Source organism: Herminiimonas sp. (genome assembly GCF_030655415.1).
Genome location: NZ_JAURVN010000006.1, coordinates 38,941 through 62,623 on the forward strand (window position 1 = coordinate 38,941; position 23,683 = coordinate 62,623).

At 51.7% G+C, this 23,683-nt stretch carries 22 protein-coding genes, 2 tRNA genes and 1 riboswitch; of the genes, 15 read left to right on the forward strand and 9 right to left on the reverse strand.

Annotation, left to right across the window (positions count from 1 at the left end):
* Nucleotides 1–2 precede the first annotated feature (2 nt).
* Nucleotides 3–78 (reverse strand) — tRNA-Val (locus Q7T66_RS05715).
* Between the two features lie 239 nt (nucleotides 79–317).
* On the opposite strand from Q7T66_RS05715, the gene Q7T66_RS05720 reads away from it, so the two are divergent.
* The 10 genes from Q7T66_RS05720 to Q7T66_RS05765 all read left to right on the forward strand — a co-directional run bounded on the left by Q7T66_RS05720 (nucleotide 318) and on the right by Q7T66_RS05765 (nucleotide 7,471).
* Nucleotides 318–746, forward strand: coding sequence for a PACE efflux transporter (locus Q7T66_RS05720; protein ID WP_304932509.1), 429 nt, complete (start codon nucleotides 318–320; stop codon nucleotides 744–746).
* Nucleotides 747–800: 54 nt separating this feature from the next.
* Nucleotides 801–1,772 (forward strand): prolyl aminopeptidase, encoded by a 972-nt coding sequence (gene pip, locus Q7T66_RS05725; protein WP_304932370.1) that lies wholly within the window; start codon nucleotides 801–803, stop codon nucleotides 1,770–1,772.
* 106 nt (nucleotides 1,773–1,878) lie between these two features.
* Nucleotides 1,879–2,340, forward strand: a complete 462-nt coding sequence (locus Q7T66_RS05730) for an energy transducer TonB (protein WP_304932371.1) — start codon at nucleotides 1,879–1,881, stop codon at nucleotides 2,338–2,340.
* Between the two features lie 69 nt (nucleotides 2,341–2,409).
* Nucleotides 2,410–3,186, forward strand: coding sequence for a YdcF family protein (locus Q7T66_RS05735; RefSeq protein WP_304932372.1), 777 nt, complete (start codon nucleotides 2,410–2,412; stop codon nucleotides 3,184–3,186).
* 221 nt (nucleotides 3,187–3,407) lie between these two features.
* A complete protein-coding gene (locus Q7T66_RS05740) occupies nucleotides 3,408–3,797 on the forward strand; it encodes a hypothetical protein (RefSeq protein ID WP_304932373.1) in 390 nt (129 codons plus the stop codon).
* 235 nt (nucleotides 3,798–4,032) lie between these two features.
* Nucleotides 4,033–4,518, forward strand: a complete 486-nt coding sequence (locus Q7T66_RS05745) for a hypothetical protein (RefSeq protein WP_304932374.1) — start codon at nucleotides 4,033–4,035, stop codon at nucleotides 4,516–4,518.
* Nucleotides 4,519–4,575: 57 nt separating this feature from the next.
* Complete coding sequence (locus tag Q7T66_RS05750; protein ID WP_304932375.1) at nucleotides 4,576–6,009, forward strand: dihydrolipoyl dehydrogenase; 1,434 nt, start codon at nucleotides 4,576–4,578, stop codon at nucleotides 6,007–6,009.
* A gap of 318 nt (nucleotides 6,010–6,327) precedes the next feature.
* Nucleotides 6,328–6,630, forward strand: coding sequence for a YqjD family protein (locus Q7T66_RS05755; RefSeq protein ID WP_304932376.1), 303 nt, complete (start codon nucleotides 6,328–6,330; stop codon nucleotides 6,628–6,630).
* Nucleotides 6,631–6,646: 16 nt separating this feature from the next.
* Entirely contained in the window at nucleotides 6,647–7,039 is a 393-nt protein-coding gene (locus Q7T66_RS05760) for a phage holin family protein (protein WP_304932377.1), read from the forward strand.
* A gap of 15 nt (nucleotides 7,040–7,054) precedes the next feature.
* Complete coding sequence (locus Q7T66_RS05765; protein ID WP_304932378.1) at nucleotides 7,055–7,471, forward strand: hypothetical protein; 417 nt, start codon at nucleotides 7,055–7,057, stop codon at nucleotides 7,469–7,471.
* Between the two features lie 103 nt (nucleotides 7,472–7,574).
* Here the strand turns inward: Q7T66_RS05765 and Q7T66_RS05770 are convergent, their stop codons facing one another.
* Nucleotides 7,575–8,147 carry a cytochrome c5 family protein gene (locus Q7T66_RS05770; protein ID WP_304932379.1) on the reverse strand — a complete coding sequence of 191 codons (573 nt, stop codon included), beginning with the start codon at nucleotides 8,145–8,147 and terminating at the stop codon, nucleotides 7,575–7,577.
* Nucleotides 8,148–8,352: 205 nt separating this feature from the next.
* On the opposite strand from Q7T66_RS05770, the gene Q7T66_RS05775 reads away from it, so the two are divergent.
* Nucleotides 8,353–8,428, forward strand: a tRNA-Arg gene (locus tag Q7T66_RS05775).
* Between the two features lie 45 nt (nucleotides 8,429–8,473).
* On the opposite strand, the gene Q7T66_RS05780 is transcribed toward Q7T66_RS05775, so the two are convergent.
* The 5 genes from Q7T66_RS05780 to cphA (Q7T66_RS05800) all read right to left on the reverse strand — a co-directional run bounded on the left by Q7T66_RS05780 (nucleotide 8,474) and on the right by cphA (Q7T66_RS05800) (nucleotide 17,487).
* Nucleotides 8,474–10,828, reverse strand: coding sequence for an EAL domain-containing protein (locus Q7T66_RS05780; RefSeq protein WP_304932380.1), 2,355 nt, complete (start codon nucleotides 10,826–10,828; stop codon nucleotides 8,474–8,476).
* Complete coding sequence (locus Q7T66_RS05785) at nucleotides 10,825–11,439, reverse strand: methylamine utilization protein (protein ID WP_304932381.1); 615 nt, start codon at nucleotides 11,437–11,439, stop codon at nucleotides 10,825–10,827. The genes Q7T66_RS05780 and Q7T66_RS05785 overlap by 4 nt, the downstream gene beginning before the upstream one ends.
* Nucleotides 11,436–12,359, reverse strand: coding sequence for a DUF4394 domain-containing protein (locus Q7T66_RS05790; RefSeq protein ID WP_304932382.1), 924 nt, complete (start codon nucleotides 12,357–12,359; stop codon nucleotides 11,436–11,438). The genes Q7T66_RS05785 and Q7T66_RS05790 overlap by 4 nt, the downstream gene beginning before the upstream one ends.
* Nucleotides 12,360–12,617: 258 nt before the next feature.
* Nucleotides 12,618–15,185, reverse strand: a complete 2,568-nt coding sequence (cphA, locus tag Q7T66_RS05795) for a cyanophycin synthetase (RefSeq protein ID WP_304932383.1) — start codon at nucleotides 15,183–15,185, stop codon at nucleotides 12,618–12,620.
* Nucleotides 15,186–15,315: 130 nt separating this feature from the next.
* Nucleotides 15,316–17,487 (reverse strand): cyanophycin synthetase, encoded by a 2,172-nt coding sequence (gene cphA, locus Q7T66_RS05800; protein WP_304932384.1) that lies wholly within the window; start codon nucleotides 17,485–17,487, stop codon nucleotides 15,316–15,318.
* Between the two features lie 232 nt (nucleotides 17,488–17,719).
* Here cphA (Q7T66_RS05800) and Q7T66_RS05805 point away from each other — a divergent pair, with 232 nt between their 5' ends.
* The 3 genes from Q7T66_RS05805 to Q7T66_RS05815 all read left to right on the forward strand — a co-directional run bounded on the left by Q7T66_RS05805 (nucleotide 17,720) and on the right by Q7T66_RS05815 (nucleotide 21,509).
* Nucleotides 17,720–19,972, forward strand: a complete 2,253-nt coding sequence (locus tag Q7T66_RS05805) for an ABC transporter ATP-binding protein (protein ID WP_304932385.1) — start codon at nucleotides 17,720–17,722, stop codon at nucleotides 19,970–19,972.
* The gene (locus tag Q7T66_RS05810) at nucleotides 19,969–20,454 is read left to right on the forward strand and encodes a DUF1854 domain-containing protein (RefSeq protein ID WP_304932386.1); all 486 of its coding nucleotides are present in this window, start codon (nucleotides 19,969–19,971) and stop codon (nucleotides 20,452–20,454) included. The genes Q7T66_RS05805 and Q7T66_RS05810 overlap by 4 nt, the downstream gene beginning before the upstream one ends.
* A 62-nt stretch (nucleotides 20,455–20,516) precedes the next feature.
* Entirely contained in the window at nucleotides 20,517–21,509 is a 993-nt protein-coding gene (locus Q7T66_RS05815) for a nitronate monooxygenase family protein (RefSeq protein ID WP_304932387.1), read from the forward strand.
* 54 nt (nucleotides 21,510–21,563) lie between these two features.
* Here Q7T66_RS05815 and Q7T66_RS05820 read toward each other — a convergent pair whose 3' ends face one another.
* Entirely contained in the window at nucleotides 21,564–22,139 is a 576-nt protein-coding gene (locus tag Q7T66_RS05820; protein WP_304932388.1) for a TMEM165/GDT1 family protein, read from the reverse strand.
* Nucleotides 22,140–22,155: 16 nt separating this feature from the next.
* Nucleotides 22,156–22,328: riboswitch (yybP-ykoY riboswitch) on the reverse strand.
* Between the two features lie 180 nt (nucleotides 22,329–22,508).
* Between Q7T66_RS05820 and Q7T66_RS05825 the strand changes: the two genes are divergently transcribed.
* A complete protein-coding gene (locus Q7T66_RS05825) occupies nucleotides 22,509–22,823 on the forward strand; it encodes a hypothetical protein (RefSeq protein ID WP_304932389.1) in 315 nt (104 codons plus the stop codon).
* 63 nt (nucleotides 22,824–22,886) lie between these two features.
* Here Q7T66_RS05825 and Q7T66_RS05830 read toward each other — a convergent pair whose 3' ends face one another.
* Nucleotides 22,887–23,654: a phytanoyl-CoA dioxygenase family protein gene (locus tag Q7T66_RS05830; protein WP_304932510.1), complete on the reverse strand. Its 768-nt coding sequence runs from the start codon at nucleotides 23,652–23,654 to the stop codon at nucleotides 22,887–22,889.
* Between the last annotated feature and the right edge of the window lie 29 nt (nucleotides 23,655–23,683).

Here is a 23,683-nt window from a genome sequence, read left to right on the forward strand (position 1 = left end):
ATTGGTGGGTGCTGACGGGGTCGAACCGCCGACCTACGCCTTGTAAGGGCGCCGCTCTACCAACTGAGCTAAGCACCCGCGTAAAACTGCTTACTCAGTCAAACATTTGTTGGTGTCTACCAACATGCCTGAAGGGGCCGAAGTATAAAGCATATAATTTTTTTTGTCACCACTGTTTGCAGAATCTTTTGTATTTGCTTCAATTTATTGCGGCAACTTCGCTCCCAATCAGATGACAAATTGCTAGCGGATTCCCTCTCAACGGGGCTGCTTCTGGCGGTTTATAATGAGCGGCTAATTTCTTCTTTGAGTTTGTTATCAATACATTATTTCGCCGCATTCTTCACGCCATCCTGTTCGAATTTTGCGCCCTGATTATTCTGGTTCCTCTGATGTCTTACGGCTTCAATATGGATATGTTCCATTTTGGCGCCTTGGCATTACTGCTGGCCGCAGCTGCCATGTTGAGCAATATGATTTACAACCATTTCTATGAAATAGTTGAACATCGTTATGGCTGGCGTCGTACGGTCGGGATGCGGGTTTGGCACACTATTGGTTTCGAGGTGTTTTTCATGTCGATTGCGTTGCCGCTGACGGCGTGGTGGTTGAGTATTTCGATACTTGATGCGCTGGTTCTCGATCTGGTGTTTTCAGCGTTTTTCATGCTGTACGCGTTTTGCTTCAACTGGGTGTATGACATTGCGCGGCATCGCTTGGCATTGCGGCGGGCTACGCAGAAATAATCTGCGCGAGCGCCGTGCTTGGCTACAATCAGGCATTCTTTTTCCTAGGCAGACATGAACGATTCTGCAGCCGTATCTCCACTGTTCCCACCATTGCAACCGCATCGTAGCGGCATGTTGGCGGTCGATGCTTTGCATACGCTGTATTGGGAAGAGTGCGGCAATCCTGACGGCGTGCCAGTTCTATTTTTGCATGGCGGTCCTGGCGGCGGCATTACTCCTACACACAGGCAATTTTTCGACCCGGCGTATTACCGCATCGTATTGTTCGATCAACGCGGCTCAGGGAAATCAACGCCGCTCGGCGAAGTGCGCGATAACACAACGCCTTTGCTGATAGCAGACATCGAAGCATTACGTCGGATGCTTAATATCGATCAATGGCTGGTGTTTGGTGGTTCGTGGGGTGCGACGCTGGCGCTGGCTTATGGGCAGGCGCATCCCCAATCTTGTCTTGGATTTATTTTGCGTGGAATTTTTCTGTGCACGCGCGCCGAGATTGACTGGTTTTTATATGGCATGCGCGCAATTTTTCCGGAAGCGCATGATGCATTCGTTGCGGCGATTCCTGAAAATGAGCGTAGTGATTTGCTGCATGCGTATGAACGCAGATTGTTTGGTGATGATGTTGAGTTGGCGACGCAGACTGCGCGTGACTGGAGTCGTTATGAAGGCGCTTGTCTGTTTTTGCATCCGCAGCCGGAAACGTTAGACGCTTGTGGTGACGATGCGATCGCGCTTGGCATAGGTCGTTTGGAAGCGCATTATTTTTTGCATCAGGGATTCATGGCGGAAGATCAATTGATACGCGAGATTGATCGCATCCGTCATTTGCCGGCGGTGATTGTGCAGGGGCGCTATGACGCGGTCTGCCCACCGGTTTCTGCGTATCGCTTGCATCAAGCGTGGCCGCAAGCCAAATTGCATATCGTCGCGGATGCCGGACATGCCGCGATGGAGCCAGGTACGGCGGCGGTGCTGATTGCTGCAACTGAACAATTCCGTACGCGGCAATGCTTTGATTGAAATAATTGCAGATTTATCTTTAGCGCCGCTGGGCTAAAGGATGAACGGAACCAGCTTCTCAGTTTCCGAGTCGAATCATTAACTTCCTTATGATGTGAACGCCAAAATGATAAAAACACGAATCACGATCACGATGCTCTTGCTGGCGTTGGCCGGATGTAGCGGCAAGGAAGGCTTGGAACGCACCGAGATAGAAACCACCACGGACGGCACTTCCAAAGCCGATTCCATCGGCGAGTACAAGGTCGCTTTAGCGAATCGCATCGTGCAAGTCAATTCCACCAAGGTGTATATCGGCCGACCGCAAGCACTGTTGCGTTCGGTCGTGGTGGTGAAATATACGGTGGATGCCAACGGTAGTTTGGTGCGCAGCGAGATTTTGCGCTCGAACCGCGATCGCACTACCGAGGCGACTGCGCTTTCTACCTTGCGCAACACGGCACCGTTTCCAAAACCAGCATCTTCCTTGTTGAAAAACGGCCGCGTGGAATTGATGGAGACCTGGCTATTCAATAATGATGGCCGCTTCCAGCTGCGCACGATTGCCGAACCGCAAATGGATGAATAAACTCTTGCTCATGAGCGCATGCACATTTACATGTGCTCTACTCGATAAATAAAAACGAAAGAACGAGTAATGAGTTTAAGTTGGTTGATCAATGCCGCTCTCGGCGCATTGTTATTGCCGCCGCTGAATCTGATTCTGCTGTGTGCCTTGGGCTTGTGGCTGCGCTGCCGTTGGCCACGCCTTGGTGTGGGTTTGTCCATCGCGGCTTTACTCATCTTGACTGTCATCAGTACGCGCTTCGGCGCTTCACTATTCGTCACGCCGCTAGAACGATTAAATCCTGCTTTGTCGTCGACCAAAGATACTCGTGCGCAGGCTATTGTTGTGTTGGGTGGCGGGCGCATCAGCGCTGCACCTGAATATGCGGCGCAAGACATTCCAAGCGCGGCTGCTTTGCAACGCATGCACTACGCAGCAAAATTACAGCGTGAAACCAGCTTGCCCTTGCTGGTAAGCGGCGGTCAGCCGGACGGCGCTGCGGAATCAGAAGCTTCAATCATGGCGCGCGTGTTGCGCGAGGATTTTTCGGTGCCGGTGAAATGGGTAGAAGGCGCGTCGAACAATACGGCAGAGAATGCGCAGTTCTCTTATCGCATGTTGAACGCTGTCGGCGTGCATCGCATCCTTCTTGTTACAGACGCGTTCCATATGCAGCGCGCGAAATTGGTGTTCGAACAAATGGGGTTTGAAGTGATTGTGGCCCCGACTATTTTTGTGAGTAATACGCGGTCCACGCCAGCTGATTTTTTGCCAAGCGCGCACTGGCTTCAGAAGTCATCTTATGCAATGCATGAATGGCTAGGACTTGCATGGTATGGATTGCGCTATCGAAATTTAGGCAAGTAATTCAGCTAAACAATTTAGTAAAAATTTTGATGAATATCATACTATTTTGCGCCATCGTTACACACTCTTACATTAGATAAATTCCTTTTTATTCAATGCCTTGCGAATATTATTTCGCAATTTTAGGCCTGAAATATTCACCTCATCGAACGACGGCGCTCTACGGTTCTCCAACTTCTGCATGTGATTAATATGCTTTCCATTCACTAAAGGAGTTTGCTATGAACTTGAAAAAAACTATTCATGCCGTGTCGTTCGTGGTTGTTGCATCCATTTCTTCCATCGCATTGGCACAAGGAGTTGGTGTCGGTGCAGGAGTCGGGGCGGGTGCGGGTAGCTCGACCTCAGGCGCTGGCAGCTCAACTGGCGGCAAAGCGAATGTCGGTGTTGGTGTGCAAGCTGGCAGCACCGGCGGTAGTACTGATGCAGGTGTAAGCACCGGTAGCACGGTGCAAGGTGCAAAAGGTACAGCGCACGATGCAAAGGCCGGTACCTCGGCTGCAGCAGACGTCAATGTGCGTAATCAAGAGCAAAAAGCCGCGCGTGAAAAACGAGATGCTGAAGCAAAAGCCAGCCTCGATGCACGTGTTAAAGCGCAGCGTGGGAATTAATATCTGCGTAAATTCGGGAAGACTGTTTAACGTTTGATTGTTCCCGATTTGTATTCAATAAAAAGCGACTTTCGGGTCGCTTTTTATTTGGAAAATCCAGTTATGAAATCATCGCAAAAAATGATGTGCGCGTAATCGTGCCCTGGTTCTTGCAGATTGATGCAGCACGTCTTGATCAATCTGCTTAAAATGAAGGACCTGATCGTTTGATCATTATTATTTTTTAGGACGCGGTATGACTTTGATCGATAGCAAACGTCCTTCCAAGCTTTATTATTTTTCTGAGCGCAGCAGCCTTGAGCGCTCGTTATCGCTAGGCGAATTCCGTTTAATTCCGCCGCCGCCAGATCTGGCTGCACATGCAGCGACTCCCGGCCAATATCTAAGCCTCAGTTTGATGCAAAGCTTTGATGGCACTTTGTTCGATGCAGCACCTGGCGTGGATTCCTATCTGGTCGTACACAATGCAGAAGAATTTGGCGAGCGCCTGCATAAAGCTGTGCAAAGAACGCTGCCGAATTGGGCGGGTATCGATGCTGCAGTTTCATACGGCGCGCCCAGTCCCTTGGGCAAAGTGTTTTCCAAAACCAAGGATCACGCCAAAGAAAACGAATGGCGTTTTGCCTGGCGGCCCATGCATGCAGGCGCATCCGTGCATCCTGTCGTGATCAAAATCGGCAGCATAGAAGATATCGCCGAACTGCATAGCCGCAACGATTGATCGCGCTATAACGCCGATCATGCTCCGCAATGACATTGTCTTTCTAAAGTGAAAATAATGAAAACTCTGGAATTTGATGTGGCAGTGATAGGTGCAGGTAGTGCCGGCTTGTCAGCCTATCGCGCCGCCAAGGCGCACGGCAAAAGCGCGGTGTTAATCGAAAGCGGTCCGTATGGCACGACTTGCGCGCGCGTAGGTTGCATGCCGAGCAAATTATTGATCGCAGCAGCGGAAGCGGCGCATGCGATTGCCGAGGCTCCGGGCTTCGGGGTGCATGCAGGCGGTTTGCGTATCGATGGCAAAGCCGTCATGCAGCGTGTCAAAAGTGAGCGCGATCGCTTCGTCGGTTTTGTCGTCAAGGGTGTGGAAAACATAGACTCCGCCGAGCGCTTGCGCGGTCATGCGCGGTTTATCGCAGTCGATTGTTTGCAAATCGACGATCACACGCAAGTGAAGGCCGAACGCATAGTGATTGCAGCCGGTTCCAGCCCGCAGATACCAAAAGAATTGCGTGATCTTGGCGAACATTTGATCGTCAATGACGATGTGTTTGCGTGGGATGATTTGCCGGAATCTGTGGCCGTAATCGGTACGGGTGTGATTGGTTTGGAATTGGGGCAAGCCTTGCATAGACTGGGCGTGCGCGTTGCGATTTTTGGTCGTGGCGGCAAAGTGGCGCAGCTGAGTGACGAAACAGTTAATCAAACTGCCGTCGATTGCCTAGGTGCCGAACTTGATTTGCGTTTGAATACGACGCTGGTTGGCGTCAAGTTGGTGAATCAGCAAGTTGAATTGCATACGCGCAGTGATGAAGGTATTGAACGTATTGAACATTTTCAATATGTGTTGGCGGCGACAGGTCGCACACCGAATATCGCAGGATTGGGATTGGAAATGACCGGCCTGCAACTCAATGAACATGGCCTGCCTTTGTTCAATCCGCTGACGATGCAATGCGGCGATAGCGCGATTTTTATTGCGGGCGATGTCGATAATGATAGACCCTTGCTGCATGAAGCGACTGATGAAGGACGCATAGCTGGCGATAACGCTGCGCGTTTTCCGAATGTGGTCGAAGGTTTGCGGCGCGTTGGATTGGGGATTGCCTTTACGGATCCGCAGATCGCGACAGTCGGGCAAACTCACCGCAGCTTGAAGAAAGATCATTTTCAGACCGGTGGAGTATCGTTCGCCGATCAGGGCCGCAGCCGCGTCATGTTGCAGAACCGCGGTTTGCTACGGGTTTATGCAGAGCGCGGTTCACATCGGTTTCTCGGCGCCGAAATGATAGGACCGCGTGCCGAGCATCTGGCGCACTTATTGGCGTGGGCATGCCAAAATCAAATGACGGTCGATCAAATGTTGGAGATGCCGTTTTATCATCCGGTGATTGAAGAGGGGGTGCGTACGGCTTTGCGGGATTTGAAAGAAAATCTGGTCAAGCAGGTCAGCGCCATCGAACACTGCGCTGATTGCACGCCTGGCGTTTGAATTAGATAAATTCAATTTCGAGAAATTATTTGCATCTTATGTGCGGTAACGCCTAGTCGCCGTAGCTCTAAATATGATAAAACTTAGGCAAGCATTTAGCATTGCAGTTTGAATGTTTAACATCTGCAACTAATGAATAAAGCCGAGGTCACAATGTTGATGATCGGCATCGTAGCCTGAGAAACGACGGTTATTTGCCTGTTCTGATAATGAATATGTGATTTAAATATGTAATACGCAGTACCGTTTTACAGATTTTTATCGAAGGCGGACCGCAGTTTGTTTTGACCATTTGATCTAATAATAAGGGGCATCATCATGAAAGCATCTACCTTGAAAACCACACGGAGCGATATGAAAACCTTAGTCAAAGACGCACAAGAATTATTCCGTGAAGCGACTAGCGCCACTGGCGAACGCGCAGATGAACTGCGTAGCCGCGGCCTGCAATTGCTGGATTCGGCATTGACGCGCGCGCATGAAGTGCAAACCGCAGCGATCGAAACCGGCAAGGAAGTCGCTGAAAAAACCGACGAATACGTGCATGAAAATCCATGGCGCGCTGTGGCAATTTCAGCCGGCGTTGGTGTTTTGGTGGGCCTTTTGATTTCACGTAAGTAATCGAACGGATCCGATCATGGAACAGCCTAGCTCCCGTTCGCAAGATACTCGTCCTGGTCTGATTGGCGGCATCGTCGAGCTTGCCAAGAATTCCTTCGGCTTGTTAATGAGCCGTATTGAACTTGCCGCGCTGGAGCTGGCTGAAGTCAGAACGCATCTGCTGCAATTGGTGGTCCTGTTTGCTTTAGGCGTTATTGTTGCATTCTTTGCGATTGGTTACTGGACTGTGCTGATTGCGTATCTCAGTTGGCCGACGTTGGGCTGGAAGATTTTGCTGATTCTTGCGATCGTATGTACGGTGATTGCCGCTGGCATCCTTTTCTATATTCAGTCACTGATCCGACAAGGGAAGTTATCCATGCCGGCAACCATGCAGGAATTGCGAAATGACCACGATGCATTGTTGTAATCCAAGAGGGTTTGCATGACACAAGATAGTCAACCGGAAAAACAAGAAACACTCGCGCAGCAAAAGAAAAGATTGCTGCAGGAGTGCGATGCCTATCGAGCCGGCATAGGCCGCTCACGCCGCGTAGTCAGCGCACATCTTGGTCCTAATGAAATTGCCAAGACGGCTATCGGCTTGGTCAGCAGACGGGCACAAATAGCGTTTGCCAATTTTTCCGACATGTTTGATTTCAATAGTTTGACTGCTGCGAAGTTGCAACGACTGTTGCCCTTGGTCGTGAGTGGTGTTTCTTTGCTGGCGAAAGGCACTATATTGCGCTCACTTTTGCGCGGCGCAGCGGTTGCCGGTGTGGGTGCGACAGCGATTTATTTTGCTACCCGCAAAAAGAAAAAGGCGAGTCAGGAACATGTCGCCTTGCATGAGCGCTTGTAAAACATTCTTGCGATAAGCAATCGATCATCGTTAAGATAAACAGTTGAAATGCCTAATAAAAAAGCCGACTTGACGTCGGCTTTTTTATTGCGTGCAGTAGATCTTACTTTGCTGGAGCTGGAGCTGGAGCTGGAGCTGCAGCCTCTGCCGCCGCTGCGGGTGCAGCAGGCGCTGGTACTTTAGGTTCTGCAAATTTGGCACCCGCGCTATTCGCCATCAAGACGACCACGCGTTCAACTTCTACATCATCCAAGTCAGGATTGCCGCCCTTGGCAGGCATCGCGCGTATGCCCTCGATCGCATGCTTGGCCAGAGTTTCGTAGCCTTGCTTGATACGTGGAGCCCAAGCACCGGCATCGCCGAGTTTTGGTGCGCCAGCTGCGCCGGTGCCGTGACATGCAACGCAGGCCATTTTGTAAACTTCTTCACCGGTTTTCAATACTTTTGGTGCGTTCACATCTTTCAATGTGAAGCCTTCATCGGCAATCGGCTTGACGCGTGCCGCAACCGCTTCAGGATTTAATCCGTCGGAGCCTGCGCCTATTGTTTTGTCGTTAGTGACGTAAATCACCAGTAAAACGATACAGATAATCGGGACCAGAAAACCGGCCAAGATGGCTAAAATGAGTTGCTTCGGCGTTTTAATCGCTGATTCTTCGTGGTGTGCGTCGCTCATTATTCCCTCAATACAATTTTCGAAAATCGTTAGACGGCGCATGCAGCCGACGATGACTGCGCGGCGCATGGTTTTAGCTCATGCTTTGCCAAACCCTTGATTATAGACACAAAGTAATCGAGTTGGAACGGCAAAACGTGGCTTTACGTGGACGGAAAGTCAGAAAAAAGGTATCCTGCAGACCTCTTCAAGGGGTCTCCCTTATGCGGCTGTAGCTCAGTGGATAGAGTATTGGCCTCCGAAGCCAAGGGTCGCTGGTTCGATTCCAGCCAGCCGCACCAATTAGCTTATCTCGTTGTTAATTATTCAAACGCTTATTCAAATGCTCAGATAGACGCATTCCAGCGCGTTCTCCATTCAACAAACTCGTCGAATGGCATCGGTTTGGCAATGAAATAACCTTGCGCTTCATCGCAATTCAACTCGCGTAATTTATTCAGCAGTGCCTCGTTTTCCACTCCTTCAGCAACGACCGTCAAGCCCAGATTGTGAGCCAAATCGATAGTCGATCGCACGATCTTGGCGTCGCTTTCGTCCTTATCCATTGCCATCACGAATGACTTGTCTATCTTTAGTTCGTTGACTGGCAAGCGTTTGAGATAAGCCAGTGAAGAGAAGCCGGTGCCGAAGTCATCAATCGACAGCTTGAAACCTTGCTCAGATAATTTATATAGCGTGGCTTCTGCGCGTTGCGGATCATCCATGATCGCGCTTTCTGTAATTTCCAGACAGAAGGCGGAAGGCGATACACCAGTACTTTGCATGATGGTCGCCAAGCGCTGCGGAAAATCCAGATCCATCAAGTCACGTGTGGATAGATTGATGGCGATGCGTAAATCGCCTTCAGTCGGTTGAAGGTTCAGCCATTGTTGAGCGGCCGTTTCAAACATCCAGATTGTCAGTTGCCGCACAAAGCCGGTTTGTTCAGCAAACGGAATAAAGTCCATCGGCGGCACTAGACCACGTTGCGGATGTCGCCAGCGGATCAAGGCTTCGGCTGCCACGACTTGTCCGGTAGCAGTCGAGATCTTTGGTTGCAAGAACAAGCGCAGTTCATCATTTTGCAAGGCGTGCCGCAAATCGCTAAGCAGCGATAGAGTCAGTGTGCTGGAAGAATCGAGTGTTGGTGTGTAAAACAATACGCCGGCAATTTGAGTTTTCGCTGCATGCATGGCGATTTCAGAACGGCTTAACAAAAGATCTGCATCGGTTGCATCAGTGGGCCAGCAGGCCAAACCCATGCTGGCGCTGAGATCGACGGTTTGTTCGTCAAAAGCCAACGGCACTTCAAACGCTTTAGTAATTTGCTCGGTTACAGCAAGTGCGATTTGTGCGTCTGATTGTGTCAGCAAAATGGCAAATTCATCACCAGCCAAACGCGCAACTAAATTGCCCGGGCCAGAAACTTGTTGCTGCAAACGTTCTGCCACTGCCTTCAGCAATTCATCGCCGAACGCGTAACCCAGCACATCGTTCACGTGTTTGAATCTGTCCAGATTCAATGTGATGACGACTAATGGTGCGGCGCTATCTTGATTGTTTTCGATTGCTGCCTTGAGTGCTTCGCGGAATTTTTCCCGATTCGGCAAGCCGGTCAGTCGATCCCAATACGCGAGACGCAGAATTTCTTCTCTTTGCGCAGCAATGCTGGTGCGCATACTGTCGAAGCCGTTCGCGAGCAGGCCGACTTCATCGCCGCGCTCTTTGCCTGCCACCTTGACATCGAAATTTCCAGAGGCCAAAGCCTGTGCCAGCAGCGTCAATTCTTTTAGCGGCTGCGTGACCCAGCGTGCCGCTTGTTGGCTGCCAATCGCAAACAGAAATACGCCGCCCAAGGTAATCAAGCCCAGCATCCACTGCAGTTTTGCAAACGGTGCATTCACCTCGGCGATGGAGCGCATCAGCACGACTTGCAGTGCGCCGCCCACGGCTTCGATTGCAACATAGCGGGCGACCATGCTGTCGCCGTCGATTTTCACTTCTTGCGCGCCGACTTGCGCAGCGCGCAAAACGGCTTCGTGCTGTTGGCGCAATGTGGTCAGTTTTAATTCATGGGTATCGGCATTTTTGCCCGAGAGCAGAGTGATGTTTACGCCGGACAAACGTTTCAGATCATCCAGCAATGGTTGGCTGACAGGAAAGCCCATCAATACCCAGCCGACCGTCAACGGCGCACGCACCGGAATCATTACGAATTGATAGACGCCGCCATTAACCAATGCAACGCGACTGCCATCTACATCCTTGGATAAGATCGTGCCGATATCGCTTAATACAGTGGCGACCATGGCGTCGCTACCGCCAGTCTGACTGGAGCTGACCAAGCGCAGATTGGGATCTAGCAGTGCGGTGATCGATGCACCTATGCGCTCGCCGCTGTTTTCCAATGCTGATGCAATGGTGTCTTGATCGCCGGTGGTCACCGCAGAACGGAAGCCATAGTCCGCCGCCAACACGATAGAGGCTTCGCGCAAGCGCTGCGCATTTTGCTGCAGTAAACGCTCCCAGATGCGTGCAGCAACCGTAAGATCAGAGGTAATTTCATTGCGCACTTGTCGCTCGACTGCAGCGCGTACCGCCCAGAAGCCGGCGACCTGAACGGCCAGCAGCAATGCCAACATCACGATGACAATACGTGATGACAGGCTGGTACTGCTTAGGCGTTTTTTCCAGAAACTCATTGTGGCCCCAAACCTTTCAGGGTCACTTTGATGGGCGCATCGTTGTCAGCAACTTTCAAGGCTTGTTTTTGCGCGGCTGATCCAACTGGAAGACGGCTGTGCCAAATCCGCAAGCTGTAATCGCCGGGTGGCACGTCATTGATGGACACTAAACCGTTGGGGGTCGCGGTGCCATAAAACGGTGTGTCGACCACGAGAATGTAGGCAATCATCTGGTCATGAATATTGCATCCCATGACCACCACGCCGGGCTTGTCGAATACGACAGGATTGGTCGGCGTGCCTACATACAGCTTGAGTTCAAAACGTTTTGCGGGTGAGAACGAATACACATGATGGCGTACCGTATCGATATTCGGAAACGACACGCTGGTGCCGCTTGTAATAACCAGCAGTGGCGGGAGGAAGGCTTTATCTCTTTGTGCCATTTGCGCGAGTGGCAAAGGTTTGCTCAGTTTTTTGGCTTGTGCAGATTCCAGAAAAACCACTGCATCGCGCAGAGGTTTGCCGGATTCGTCGAGCACGGTCACGCTGACATTGCCGGCAATAGCGCTGCTTGCAATCAAACTGGCTAGCAGCAACGCTACCAAAGATGCCTTCGCACGTCTCATGGTTCTATGGCTAGACCTGCAACTGGTTCACCGTTGCCCAATGTGCCCAAGGATTTTGCATGGCCTGATTTCAAATCAATTTGAACCAGACGAGTTTTGCTTGAATTTGCAGTGCGGATTGCAGCCAAAGGCACATTGGCTAAATCAGAAATATCGAAAGATGCATCCTGCAACTTGCCCAGTCCGAGCGCACCAATAGTCGTCAACTGTCCAAGATTAGGTGACACGACCGGCTGCGCATCTTCTTGCGAACCCTGCATCAGCAGCGCGCCCAAAGAGCGATCGATCGCATAGTTGGTCGTCAGCTTGTCATTTTTTTTGTTATAGGTATAAGCAGCGGCAACCACATCCGGTTTTTTACCGGCATTGATATCGCCTGCAGCAAAACTCAAAGATGGGTCTGCTTGTACGCCATCTGTTTTTGGATCGAAATCGACTTGTGCGCCGGTTTCAGGATGGAATCTCAGATTGGTACCACCGGATGTAACCACGCGAATACGATCAGCCGCTGGATTGAAATCAAAGCCTACGGTCTGATCTTGCAGGCCAGGGATCGCAACACTCGCGCCAACTGGCGACACATCACCAGTAGCAGTATTGATCGTGTAGATGCGGCCGATTTGCGTCAAACCAAACAACACGCCACGCGATACGCGGTAATCGATCCCGACCAGATGTTCACCCTTCATCAAACCTTTAATAGGTTTGCGTTGCAAGACCTTGCTTGGTGCTGCGGCGTTCACTTGAAACAATTCATTAGTCGCCGTGACAGCCCACACTGATTCAGGCAATGCGGCTTGTGGAAGCTTAGGAGCTTGCGCCAGCGCCTGCGTCATTACTACAGCGCTTGATGCTGCAATGATGGAAAGGGACAAGCAGCGATTCAATGAAGTGAATGAAGGGCGTTTTGCTTTTGACATGGCGGCGATTCCTTAAGGTCGTGAGGCAGATTGTTTGGGCTATAAAATTTCAAATGCGCGTCGGATAAGCCATTGAAAATAATGCGTATTTAATGCAGCAAAGAATTAAATACTACAGGAAAACAGTTCAAATTCTTGCTGTACATGCAGTAACAGCGCCGGATCAGTATCTAAAAGCATTGATTTAACAAAGGTTTAAAAAAACAAAGCCGGCATAAGCCGGCTTTGTTAATGTTCATCTTGTCTAATTCGCAAATGTCATGCAACGACCTTGGCCGCTATATGCGCCAGCGCTTCTTCTACTTGATCCACTAATATCAGGCAAAGATCGCCGGCTTGCAGGCTTTCCAGTGCGGTATCGATGGCGCGGAATTCGCCTTGAATTTCTTTGACTGATTGTGTGCGTTTGGCTTTGGATAAACCTTCGCGCAACAAGCCCAATACTTCACCATCGGCACGACCGCGTTGGCATTGGTCTTCATACAAAATCACATCATCGAATGCGTCACCGAGGATCTCGGTCTGGCGGCGTAAATCTTCATCACGTCGATCGCCGGCGCCACTGATGACGACCATGCGGCGTTTGGCTGGCATCGCTTCTACGGCGCGCGTCAATGCTTCGATTGCATCCGGGTTGTGGCCGTAATCAGCAATCACGGTAGCGCCGCGATGTGAGAACAGGTTGAAGCGGCCAGGTGTGCTTGCTGCGCTGTTTTCAAACGTGCGCAAGCCAGTCAATACAACATTCCAGTCGAGGCCCAGGCCCCATGCTGCGCCGATAGCGGCCATTGCATTTTCAACCTGGAAGCCGATCAAGCCATTGTGTGTGATGGAGATGTCGGACAGCTTGATGCGATGTTCGAAGCTGCCTTCGGACGCGACGATGTCTGCGCCATCCACATACACCACGCGATTGCCTTGTGCGCGGTGCGTAGCCAAGACTGCTTGATGCACGTCTTTTGCAAAAAAGGTGACGCTGCCTGCGCAGCTGTTCGCCATATTCGCAACCATCGGATCAGCCGCATTCAAAACAGCGGTGCCGTTAGGCGCGACGTTTTGTACGATGACGCGTTTGACCACAGCCAGATCTTCTACCGTCGAAATAAAGTTCAAGCCGAGGTGATCGCCGACGCCTATGTTGGTAACGACTGCGACGTTGCAACGATCAAAGCCCAGACCTTCGCGCAAGACACCGCCACGTGCTGTTTCAAACACAGCCGCGTCGACGTCAGGGTGCATCAAGACATTGCGTGCGCTGCGTGGACCGCTGCAATCGCCGGTGTCGATGCGTTCATTTTCGATATACACGCCATCGGTGCTGGTCATGCCGACGCGATGTTTGTTCGCTTGCAAAATGTGCGCGATCAAACGCACGGTCGTGGTTTTGCCATTGGTGCCGGCTACTGCAACAACCGGAATACGACCATCGTCGCCTTCGGCAAACATGGTGGAAATAATCGCTTCGCCAACCGGACGGCCTTTGCCGAACGATGGACGAATGTGCATGCGCAAGCCAGGTGCAGCGTTGACTTCAACGATGCCGCCGCCTTGTTCTTCCATGGTCTTGTTGACTGTTTCGCAAACCAGATCGACACCGCAAATATCCAGGCCTATCATTTGCGCTGCTTCAATCACGCGTGCTGCCATGTCTGGATGTACGTCATCGGTGACGTCGGTTGCGATGCCACCGGTGCTCAGGTTGGCGTTGTTGCGCAACAGGACAGGCGAACCTTTGGCAGGAATGCTGGCGAGGACATAATTCTGCTTTTCCAGCGTCGCGATAGTGGTGCTGTCGACCTTGATTTTAGTCAGTGGCGTCGCGTGGCCATCGCCGCGTAATGGATCGAGATTGACCTGGTCGATTAATTGTTGAATCGTTTGTACGCCATCGCCTATGACTTCCGGCGGGGTGCGACGTGCGGCAGCGATCAACTGTTTACCGATCACGAGGAAGCGGTAATCCTGACCAGAAATAAAACGCTCGATCACGACGTCGTCGCAAATAAGTTGTGCGGCTGCGAAGCCGGCTTCGATTTCTTCGCGGGTTTTCAGGTTGACGGAAACGCCTTTGCCCTGATTGCCGTCACGCGGTTTGATGACGACGGCGGCGCCGATTTCGCCAGCTGCTTTCCACGCATCTTCCGCAGTTGTTACTGAGCGACCGTCAGGTACCGGTACGCCAGCTGCGCTCAACAGCAGCTTGGTCATTTCCTTGTCTTGCGCAATCGATTCGGCAATCGCGCTGGTGAAACCAGTTTCCGCAGCTTGAATGCGCAATTGTTTGCTTCCCCAACCGAACTGCACCATGCTGCCTTCGGTCAAGCGGCGATATGGAATGCCGCGTGCAACTGCTGCATCGACGATGGAGCCGGTCGATGGTCCGAGGCGGATGTCTTCATCCAGTTCGCGCAGGCTGGCCAGTGCTGTCGCCAAATTGAACAGCGTATCTTCGACGGCTGCGCGGCACAGGTTTTGTGCAAGTTCAAAGGCGAGGCGACCGACTGCTTCTTCGGTGTACTCAACGACGACCTGGTAAGTATCTTTTTCGATGGTAGCTATGGTGCGGCTGAATGTTACTGGGCAACCAGCTTGCGCTTGCAAGCCCAAGGCTGCGAACTCAAGTACATCTGCCATCGAAAATGCCTGTTTAGGGCGAGCGCTTTCGATAAATTTAATTTCAGGAAAACGCGCACGCAAGCGGTCTTCGAAACCGGGGATTGCAGCAATGTCTTGTTCTGATTCATTGCACGACACAATGGCTTCGATCGACGTGTGCCGGCTCCAGAGATTGGGGCCGCGCAGGGCGCGAACGCGGGATATTTCCATGGACATCTTCCTTCTTGGCGCAGCAGCTGGCCGAATTTTGGCTGCGCGCGTCACTTTGTTATTTGATGCGCTAGTGTAAACCGCATCGGTCTCTTTATTCTTGTGATATGCGAAAACAGTGCTCATGGCTTTAGGCGGCGATGGCCGCATCGGTTGGTTCAAACGACTCAATCCCGACGCGCATCAAGTCGGGGCTGACGCCAAGTGCCCATGCAGCTGCAATGGCGGCTAATACAGTTTCTACATCCAAGGTGGAACGATCTTGTGCAGCATTCACCATCAGAATTTCTTCCTTGCCGGATGCTAGTACGATTTGATCATCACGCAAGAAAACGGCGCGCTGGCCTTCTTCCAGATGCGTAACAATCGCAGCAGCATTTGCTGAAGTAGCAAAGAAAATCACGCTGCCATCGCACAGTGAAGCCAGTTCGGCGACGCGTGCATCGTCAGCGTTCAATACCGCGACGCCGGTCGGCAATACAACATCAACCTGGGTACGCGCAACGCGGCTCATCTGGTCCGCATCATCGATATAGAAATCCGGCAAGCTGTCGGCCGAATCGATATTTGTCACGACGCCAACCTGGCACCAGTCGTAGGCGAGGCCTTCCGACAGAATGGCTTTGCTGCTGTTTTCAAACACAGCGGTTTCGACCATGCGGTTAATCAGGATTTGACGTGAGGCATCCCAGTTGTCGCCGGATTTTTTCAAGACATGGCGTTGACGCAGGAACAAACCGTCCTTGCATGCGAGGCCGACATACGTACCTTGCAGATGCAGCAGCCATGCGATCAGGCGCGAGACAGCCGTGGTGCCGTGTGAGCCGGTGACGCCAACGATAGGAATCCGGCCGCTTTCATCTTCAGCAAACAAATGATCAACGATGGCGCGACCAACCGGACGGGCTGGGCCATCGGCTGGTTTCAAATGCATCAGTAAACCCGGGCCGGCGTTGACTTCAACAATCGCGCCGCCTTGTTCGTTCAACGGTTTGGAAATATCTTCGACCACCAGATCGACACCGGCAATATCCAGTCCGACAATGCGCGCAGCAAGCGAGGCGATGGCTGCAACGCTAGGGTGAACCAGATCGGTCACATCGCAGGAGACATTGCCGTTACGTTGCACCAGAACGCGTTCGTCATTTTTCGGCACGGATTCGGTCGTAAAGCCTTGACGTGCCAGTTGCAGCAAGACCGGGCGCGAATCATCGTCCGGATCGGTCAGGACTAGATTAAGCGGATGCTCTTCGCTGCTGCCGCGACGTGGATCGCTGTTGAGTTGGCTTTCAATCAATTGCATGACCGTGGATACACCGTCGCAGGTGATCCAGGCTTCTTCACCGCGGGCAGCGGCGACCAGCTTGCCGCCGACGACCAGCAAACGGTGTTCGTCGCCGCGTACAAAACGTTCGACGATGACGTCGCTGCTTTCCTGCTCAGCCAGTTCAAATGCGGCGCGTACTTCGGCTTCGGTGTTGAGGTTAATCGACACGCCACGACCGTGGTTACCGTCTAGCGGCTTGACCACGACTGGCAAGCCGATATTTTCTGCTGCGTTCCATGCCGCGTTGGCGGAATCGACAATGCTGCCTTCAGGTACAGGCACGCCACAAGATTGCAGCAGGGTTTTGGTGAGTTCTTTATCGCGCGAGATGGTTTCAGCAATCGCGCTGGTCTGGTCGGTTTCTGCAGTCCAGATGCGGCGTTGCTTGATGCCGTAGCCGAGTTGCACCAGATTGCCCTCGTTCAAGCGCATTGATGGGATACGACGGTCAGTGGCGGCTTCGACGATGCACCCGGTACTCGGGCCCAAGGCTACGGATTCCAAAATGTTACGTAGATTGTCTACCGTCGATTTAACATCGTAGGGTTTGTCCTGGATTGCAGCCATCACCAGATCGCGGGCGGCATACAAAGCCGCGCGACTGACTTCTTCATGGCGGGAGCGGACGACGACTTTATAGACGCCACGTTTGCCGGTTTCACGCGCTTTGCCGAAGCCGCTTTGCATGCCAGCCAGATTCTGCAGTTCGATCATCACGTGTTCCATGATGTGACCTGGCCAAGTGCCTTCTCGAAGGCGCATCAAAAAGCCGCCATGCACGCCGACGCCGCAATGATGGTCAACCAGGCTCGGCAGCCACGCAGTCAGACGCTCATAGAATCCGGGGATGGTATTGGAAGGAAAGTCTTCCAGATCGCCAATATCTACCCATGCCTCAAGCACAGGACGATACGTCCAGATATTTGGTCCACGTAGACTCAGCACATCGATAATCTCGATGGATTTATTGTTCATTTTATAATGTGTGGGTGAGTGCAGCCGCCATAAACTTTATGGCTAAAATTGATGTAACGCTCTCGGCGTTCTTTGGTTTACTTGTTTAGTGAATATATTTCGCTAGTCGTCAAATACGCAGCAACAACTTTGAGGCGTTTGGATATACTTGCCGCAATATCGAGATAAAACCATTTATTCTGGTCGCAACTTCGATCAACATCCGTTCTTCACGAAACACCTTCCTGCCTTGATGAAAACCGCGTTTCCACCACTGTTGTCAACAAAACAAGCACTTCCTGCGCTGCTACAGGATGCAACTAGTCAATTGAGCAAGGATGAAATCATACTCGCTCATCTGGAACTAGATCTTGACCTGAGTTTGCATTTCGTACCTGGCGTGGTCATTTTGACCAATTTGCGCCTGTTAACCCGTTCCCTGACGGAAAGCATCTGGCAAAGCTGGTCTTGCGACACGCCAAATCTGGCGCTGAAACACTACGATCACGCCGGTGTCGGCACGCTGGAATTACAAGATGCAACAGCGCAGTTGGCTAGCTGGCGTTACACGCTGGCGCAAAATCCTGCGGCCCTCGCATTGCTGACGCAATTTGATCGCTTGCGCCATGAAATTACGACAGGCGTTAAAGCACCTGTTGCCGAACAAGATGACGATTCTGAAGAAGAGGGTGATGTTGAGGGCGTTGCGGAAGAGCAAGCGCCATCGACGGCTTCGTTATTCCGCTTGTGGCGTTTTGCGAAACCTTATCGCGGGCAATTGTTGGCCGGTTTTCTGCTGACGCTGGCATCTACCGCCGCGACGCTGGTGCCGCCGTACATGACGATGCCTTTGATGGATAACGTCCTGATCCCGTATCAAAACGGCGCGCCGCTGGACACCGCTTTGGTCTCGCTGTATCTCGGTGGTTTGTTTGCTGCTGCGATGGTTGCGTGGGGTTTGGGCTGGGCCAAGACGTACATCCTTGCGCTGGTCAGTGAGCGCATAGGCGCGGATTTACGCACCACAACTTATGAACATTTATTACGTTTGTCGTTGCAATATTTCGGCGGTAAACGTACCGGCGATTTGATGACGCGTATCGGTTCGGAGACGGATCGCATCTGCGTTTTCCTGTCGCTACATTTGCTGGATTTCTTCACCGATGTATTGATGATCGTGATGACGGCGGTGATTCTGGCGTCTATCAATCCGTGGCTGGCGCTGGTGACATTGTTGCCGCTGCCATTCATCGCATGGATGATCCATGTAGTGCGCGACAAATTGCGCAACGGCTTCGAAAAAGTTGATCGCATTTGGTCGCAAGTGACCAACGTGTTGGCCGATACAATTCCTGGTATCCGCGTAGTCAAAGCATTTGCGCAGGAAAAACGCGAAGCTGCACGTTTCCGTGAAGCGAATAATCACAATCTGGTGATCAACGATCGCGTCAATAAAGTCTGGTCACTGTTCTCGCCGACCGTTACTTTTCTGACGGAAATCGGTTTGCTGGTGGTGTGGGCATTCGGTATCTGGCAAGTGCAGCGCGGCTTGATTACGGTCGGTGTGCTGGTTGCATTCCTTGCTTACATCAGCCGTTTTTATACGCGTCTCGATTCAATGAGCCGTATCGTTTCTGTCACGCAAAAAGCAGCGACTGGCGCCAAGCGGATTTTCGATATTCTCGATCACGTTTCGAGTGTGCCGGAAGCAGCTCATCCAGTTCGCATGGAAAAAGTGCAAGGTCGCATCACGATACGCGACATCGGTTTCCGTTATGGTAATCGCGCGGTGATACGTGGTCTGGATCTGAATATTGAACCGGGCGAAATGATCGGTCTGGTCGGTCACAGCGGTTCCGGCAAAAGTACTTTGGTCAATTTGATTTGCCGTTTCTACGATGTGTCGCAAGGCGCGATCATGGTGGACGGCGTCGATATCCGTTCGATTTCAATTCCAGAATATCGCCGCAATATCGGCCTCGTGTTGCAAGAGCCTTTCCTGTTCTTCGGCACTATCGCTGACAACATCGCCTACGGCAAACCGGATGCGAGTCGTGAAGACATCATCGCCGCAGCGCGCGCAGCCAATGCGCATGAATTTATTTTGCGTTTACCGCATGGTTACGATTCGATGGTCGGTGAGCGCGGACAAACTTTATCGGGCGGCGAACGCCAACGTATTTCGATCGCACGCGCGTTGTTGATCGATCCGCATATTCTGATTCTGGATGAAGCAACCTCATCGGTTGATACCACGACCGAACGCGAGATTCAAAAAGCGCTCGATAACCTGGTGCGTGGACGTACCACGATAGCCATCGCACACCGACTGTCGACTTTGCGTCGCGCCGATCGTATCGTTGTGATGGATAGAGGTTATATCGTTGAAGTCGGTTCGCATGATGAATTGCTGGCGCGTGAAGGCGCGTACTACAAGCTGTATCAAGCGCAACAACGGCAAGCTGAAGATATGCTGGAAGACAATGCAGCGAAGGAAGTGGCATGAGCGACGACATTCAAACCAAGCAGTTCCAACTTAGTCGCAATGCTTTCGGCAAACTGCTTTTCATCGCAGCCGGCGATGACGAAGTGCATGAAAGCGTGGTGCCTGTGCGCTCGTTCCCGATCGCCGCACCAGATGTCGGCATCGCCATCGTCAGCACCGATGGTCGCGAACTGGCGTGGATAGAAAAACTCAGCGATTTGCCGGAAGCAACACGTTTGCTGCTTGAAGAAGAATTAGCTAATCGCGAATTTTTGCCAGAGATCAAACAGATCAAACATGTATCCGTTTTCGCATCGCCAAGTACCTGGACCGTCGTCACTAATCGCGGCGATGCATTGCTGGTGTTGAAAGGTGAAGAAGATATTCGCCGCATCGGTGAATCGGCATTGATCATCGCCGACACGCATGGCATTCAATTTTTGATTCGTGATTTAAAACAGCTGGATAAACACAGCCGCAAACTGCTAGACCGATTCCTGTAATCGATTGCATGTACGCCGTGCAAATGCGCGTGCATGCAATCTGCAAAAAGGAGTAAAGCTTGATGTCGAATCGTTCGCAAGATCGCACACAGAATCACCTGCCAAGCGCATTGCAGAATCTTGCCTTGCCTGTCATTGCTGCACCGATGTTTATCGCCAGCGGCCCCGCGCTGGTACTGGCGCAATGCAAGGCCGGCATCGTCGGCGCATTCCCTGCACTGAACGCACGTCCGGCAGAAATGCTGGATACGTGGCTGACTGAGATGCAAGCCGATCTGGCTGATCACCAAATAGCAAATCCGGATGCCATCATCGGTCCGATAGCCGTCAATCAAATTGTTCATCAATCAAACGATCGCCTCGCACATGACGTAGCAATCTGTGTCAAACATCGCGTGCCTATCATCATTTCATCCTTGCGCGCACCGCCCAAGGAAATGATGGATGCGATTCACGGTTATGGCGGCATCGTGCTGCACGATGTGATCTCGATACGCCATGCACAAAAAGCATGGGAAGCCGGCGTTGATGGTTTGATTTTGGTGGCAGCGGGTGCAGGCGGTCACGCCGGTTTGTTGTCGCCATTTGCACTGGTTGGAGAAATACGAAAATTCTTCAAGGGCCCGATTGCTTTGTCAGGTGCGATTGCAACTGGCGATGCAGTGTTAGCAGCGCAAGCGATGGGCGCAGACTTTGCGTACATCGGTTCACGCTGGCTCGCCAGCAAGGAAGCGAATGTGGATGAAGCGTATCGTCAAGGCATCGTGTCCTCGACCGCAGCTGATGTGATTTACAGTAATTTATTTACTGGCGTGCACGGTAACTATTTACGGCAATCCATTATCAACGCCGGACTCGACCCTGATAATTTGCCGCAAGCAGATAAAACGGTAATGAATTTCGGTTCAGGCAGCGGCAGCAAAATTAAAGCGTGGCGCGATATTTGGGGCGCAGGTCAAGGCGTCGGCCTGATCGATGAAGTAGCGAGTGTGGCCGAGATTGTGCAGCGCCTTACTGCGGAATATCTTGCAGCAAAAGCGCGCTTGCACGTTTAACCGTGATTTAAAACAGCTAGTTGAATCCCGCGTATGCGCGGGATTCAACTCTCGTTAAAATCCGAAACGAGAACCTGCACCCATCAGTGTCGCAATTCCCAATACGACAAAAATCACTGCAGCAATGCGATGCACGATTTTCACCGGCATACGATTAGCAATCTTGTCGCCGAAATAAACCGCAGGCGCATTCGCCAACATCATGCCGAAAGTCGTGCCGGCCACTACCCAGAAAAACGAATGGTATTGAGCCGCCAGTGCAACGGTCGCGACTTGCGTTTTGTCGCCCATTTCCGCCAGGAAAAAGGCAATCAAGGTTGTCGTGAAGACGCCGTACTTTGCGAGCTTGGTATCGCCTTCATCCAGCTTGTCTGGAATCAATATCCAGCCAGCCATCAACAAGAATGAGATGCCAAGGACCCAACGCAAGGTTTCCGGTCCGAGCAAGGTTGTGATCCAGGTACCGATGGCGGCGGCGAACGCGTGATTGGCAATCGTCGCTACCAAAATGGCGAGCACGATAGGCAAAGGTCGACGGAATTTTGCTGCAAGAAGAAAAGCGAGTAGTTGCGTTTTGTCGCCGATTTCAGCGAGGGCAACGATGCCGGTTGAGACGAAGAATGCTTCCATGATGGGGATAAACTTTCTGGGGCCGGAATAAATAACCAAAGCCCAAACAGCGACCCCGGCCCATGCGGTCGTCATTTGAGCTATGGTCTCGCCAAATCTTTCGATTATCTGCACCATGGCCTGCGGGCCAAGAGTGTTGATGCAGATGCCTTAGTTGACTAAGGCCGGCTACTCCCCAACGTTCGAAGCGAATGATATCAGAGCACGTGCGTTTTGGCACGCCTGGATTTTTATCAGGGAATTATTAGCGATTATTTAACTCCAACTTCTCGCATGCAAAACGCGTCTGGCACGCGCACCTTATGCACAAGTTAGGCGCAAATTTAAAGCCACACTGTAAAAAATACAAAGAAGTTAAAAGGAGATTCGATGGCTAGCAAATTGACACAAGCAGAAGTTTCCACCGTTAAAAAACATGGTGACAAGCAAGACGTAACCGGGGTTTCAGACAAGAATGAAAAATCCCCGCGCTTGCCGCATGAGCGCGACGAATCCGTGGATAGTCAGCAAGACAAACCGCGCGCGGATATCAAGCAAGCGTTTGATGATATCAATGAAGGGCAGATGGATACCGATCGACGCGGCATTCCTGGCGTGGAAGAAGTCGAGCGCAAGAAGCCGGGCAATGTGCAGGAAGATATTCCCGCTTCATCGCGCATACCGCCTAGCATTCCCAAGAAGTAGTTGATTCGTGCAGTAGATCAGCACGGTCTTGAGTTGGCCTAGCGCGAAACTCAAGACCGTGAATTAATCAGCCACGCGTACATCTGGCGATGCAGCAGAGCGAGTGCGGGGAACGGCTTGATTGCTGCAACCGTGATAAGCAAACGCGACAGAAGTTTTAACAGCGGGCGTTGCGTTCACACCAGCAGCATGAAACAGCCAGCTATGGAAAAACACCACGTCGCCTTGCTGCAATTCAACCGCTTTGCCTTGTGCAAATATCGCCTGATTAGCCAGATGTTCTGGCCGCAAGAAATCCAGTTCGTCGAGTTGATCCGGTGCGATCTGCAAACGATGCGAGCCGGGGATAAACTTCAAGCCACCGTTCTCAGGTGTCTCATTACCCAATGCCAGCCACACGCAAATCAGATCCGGCTGTGTGAATGACCAGTAACGAATATCTCTATGCCAGCCAGTTGCGGTGCCGTATTGCGGATGCTTGGTCATCACGCAATTGTGATGCGCCAGCGTCATGCAAACTGGCTCATCAAATAATTGACGCAGTTTGGAAACCACGCGGGTGTCTTCGGCCCAATCATGAAAACATGCATCGCGATCATAAGCACCACGCAAACGACGTATGGTTCTACCACCTTCCGCTTCCAGCGAGGATGGCGCACCTGCGTAACCCAGCTCGGCTTCATATTCCAACGGCGGTAAGGCAGCGCGCAATTGTTCTGCCGCAACCGCGAGCATGTGCTCGCAGGCTGCCGGCTCCAGCATCGCGCGAAAAACCAGGTAACCATCGGTCTTGAATTGCTGAATCTGTTCGCTGGAAAGTGCAGTGTCCATTGCGGTCGTGTGTGTCGTGCTCATATTGA

What these genes read in the sequence shown, in the direction of transcription:
- Q7T66_RS05735 (WP_304932372.1), top strand. Translation starts at nt 2,410, where the DNA reads ATGAGTTTAAGTTGGTTGATCAATGCCGCTCTCGGCGCATTGTTATTG.
- Q7T66_RS05755 (WP_304932376.1), top strand. Translation starts at nt 6,328, where the DNA reads ATGAAAGCATCTACCTTGAAAACCACACGGAGCGATATGAAAACCTTA.
- Q7T66_RS05805 (WP_304932385.1), top strand. Translation starts at nt 17,720, where the DNA reads ATGAAAACCGCGTTTCCACCACTGTTGTCAACAAAACAAGCACTTCCT.
- Q7T66_RS05745 (WP_304932374.1), top strand. Translation starts at nt 4,033, where the DNA reads ATGACTTTGATCGATAGCAAACGTCCTTCCAAGCTTTATTATTTTTCT.
- Q7T66_RS05815 (WP_304932387.1), top strand. Translation starts at nt 20,517, where the DNA reads ATGTCGAATCGTTCGCAAGATCGCACACAGAATCACCTGCCAAGCGCA.
- Q7T66_RS05740 (WP_304932373.1), top strand. Translation starts at nt 3,408, where the DNA reads ATGAACTTGAAAAAAACTATTCATGCCGTGTCGTTCGTGGTTGTTGCA.
- Q7T66_RS05820 (WP_304932388.1), bottom strand. Translation starts at nt 22,139, where the DNA reads ATGGAAGCATTCTTCGTCTCAACCGGCATCGTTGCCCTCGCTGAAATC.
- Q7T66_RS05760 (WP_304932377.1), top strand. Translation starts at nt 6,647, where the DNA reads ATGGAACAGCCTAGCTCCCGTTCGCAAGATACTCGTCCTGGTCTGATT.
- Q7T66_RS05830 (WP_304932510.1), bottom strand. Translation starts at nt 23,654, where the DNA reads ATGGACACTGCACTTTCCAGCGAACAGATTCAGCAATTCAAGACCGAT.
- Q7T66_RS05765 (WP_304932378.1), top strand. Translation starts at nt 7,055, where the DNA reads ATGACACAAGATAGTCAACCGGAAAAACAAGAAACACTCGCGCAGCAA.
- Q7T66_RS05810 (WP_304932386.1), top strand. Translation starts at nt 19,969, where the DNA reads ATGAGCGACGACATTCAAACCAAGCAGTTCCAACTTAGTCGCAATGCT.
- Q7T66_RS05780 (WP_304932380.1), bottom strand. Translation starts at nt 10,828, where the DNA reads ATGAGTTTCTGGAAAAAACGCCTAAGCAGTACCAGCCTGTCATCACGT.
- pip (WP_304932370.1), top strand. Translation starts at nt 801, where the DNA reads ATGAACGATTCTGCAGCCGTATCTCCACTGTTCCCACCATTGCAACCG.
- Q7T66_RS05750 (WP_304932375.1), top strand. Translation starts at nt 4,576, where the DNA reads ATGAAAACTCTGGAATTTGATGTGGCAGTGATAGGTGCAGGTAGTGCC.
- Q7T66_RS05785 (WP_304932381.1), bottom strand. Translation starts at nt 11,439, where the DNA reads ATGAGACGTGCGAAGGCATCTTTGGTAGCGTTGCTGCTAGCCAGTTTG.
- Q7T66_RS05790 (WP_304932382.1), bottom strand. Translation starts at nt 12,359, where the DNA reads ATGTCAAAAGCAAAACGCCCTTCATTCACTTCATTGAATCGCTGCTTG.
- cphA (WP_304932383.1), bottom strand. Translation starts at nt 15,185, where the DNA reads ATGGAAATATCCCGCGTTCGCGCCCTGCGCGGCCCCAATCTCTGGAGC.
- cphA (WP_304932384.1), bottom strand. Translation starts at nt 17,487, where the DNA reads ATGAACAATAAATCCATCGAGATTATCGATGTGCTGAGTCTACGTGGA.
- Q7T66_RS05825 (WP_304932389.1), top strand. Translation starts at nt 22,509, where the DNA reads ATGGCTAGCAAATTGACACAAGCAGAAGTTTCCACCGTTAAAAAACAT.
- Q7T66_RS05730 (WP_304932371.1), top strand. Translation starts at nt 1,879, where the DNA reads ATGATAAAAACACGAATCACGATCACGATGCTCTTGCTGGCGTTGGCC.
- Q7T66_RS05770 (WP_304932379.1), bottom strand. Translation starts at nt 8,147, where the DNA reads ATGAGCGACGCACACCACGAAGAATCAGCGATTAAAACGCCGAAGCAA.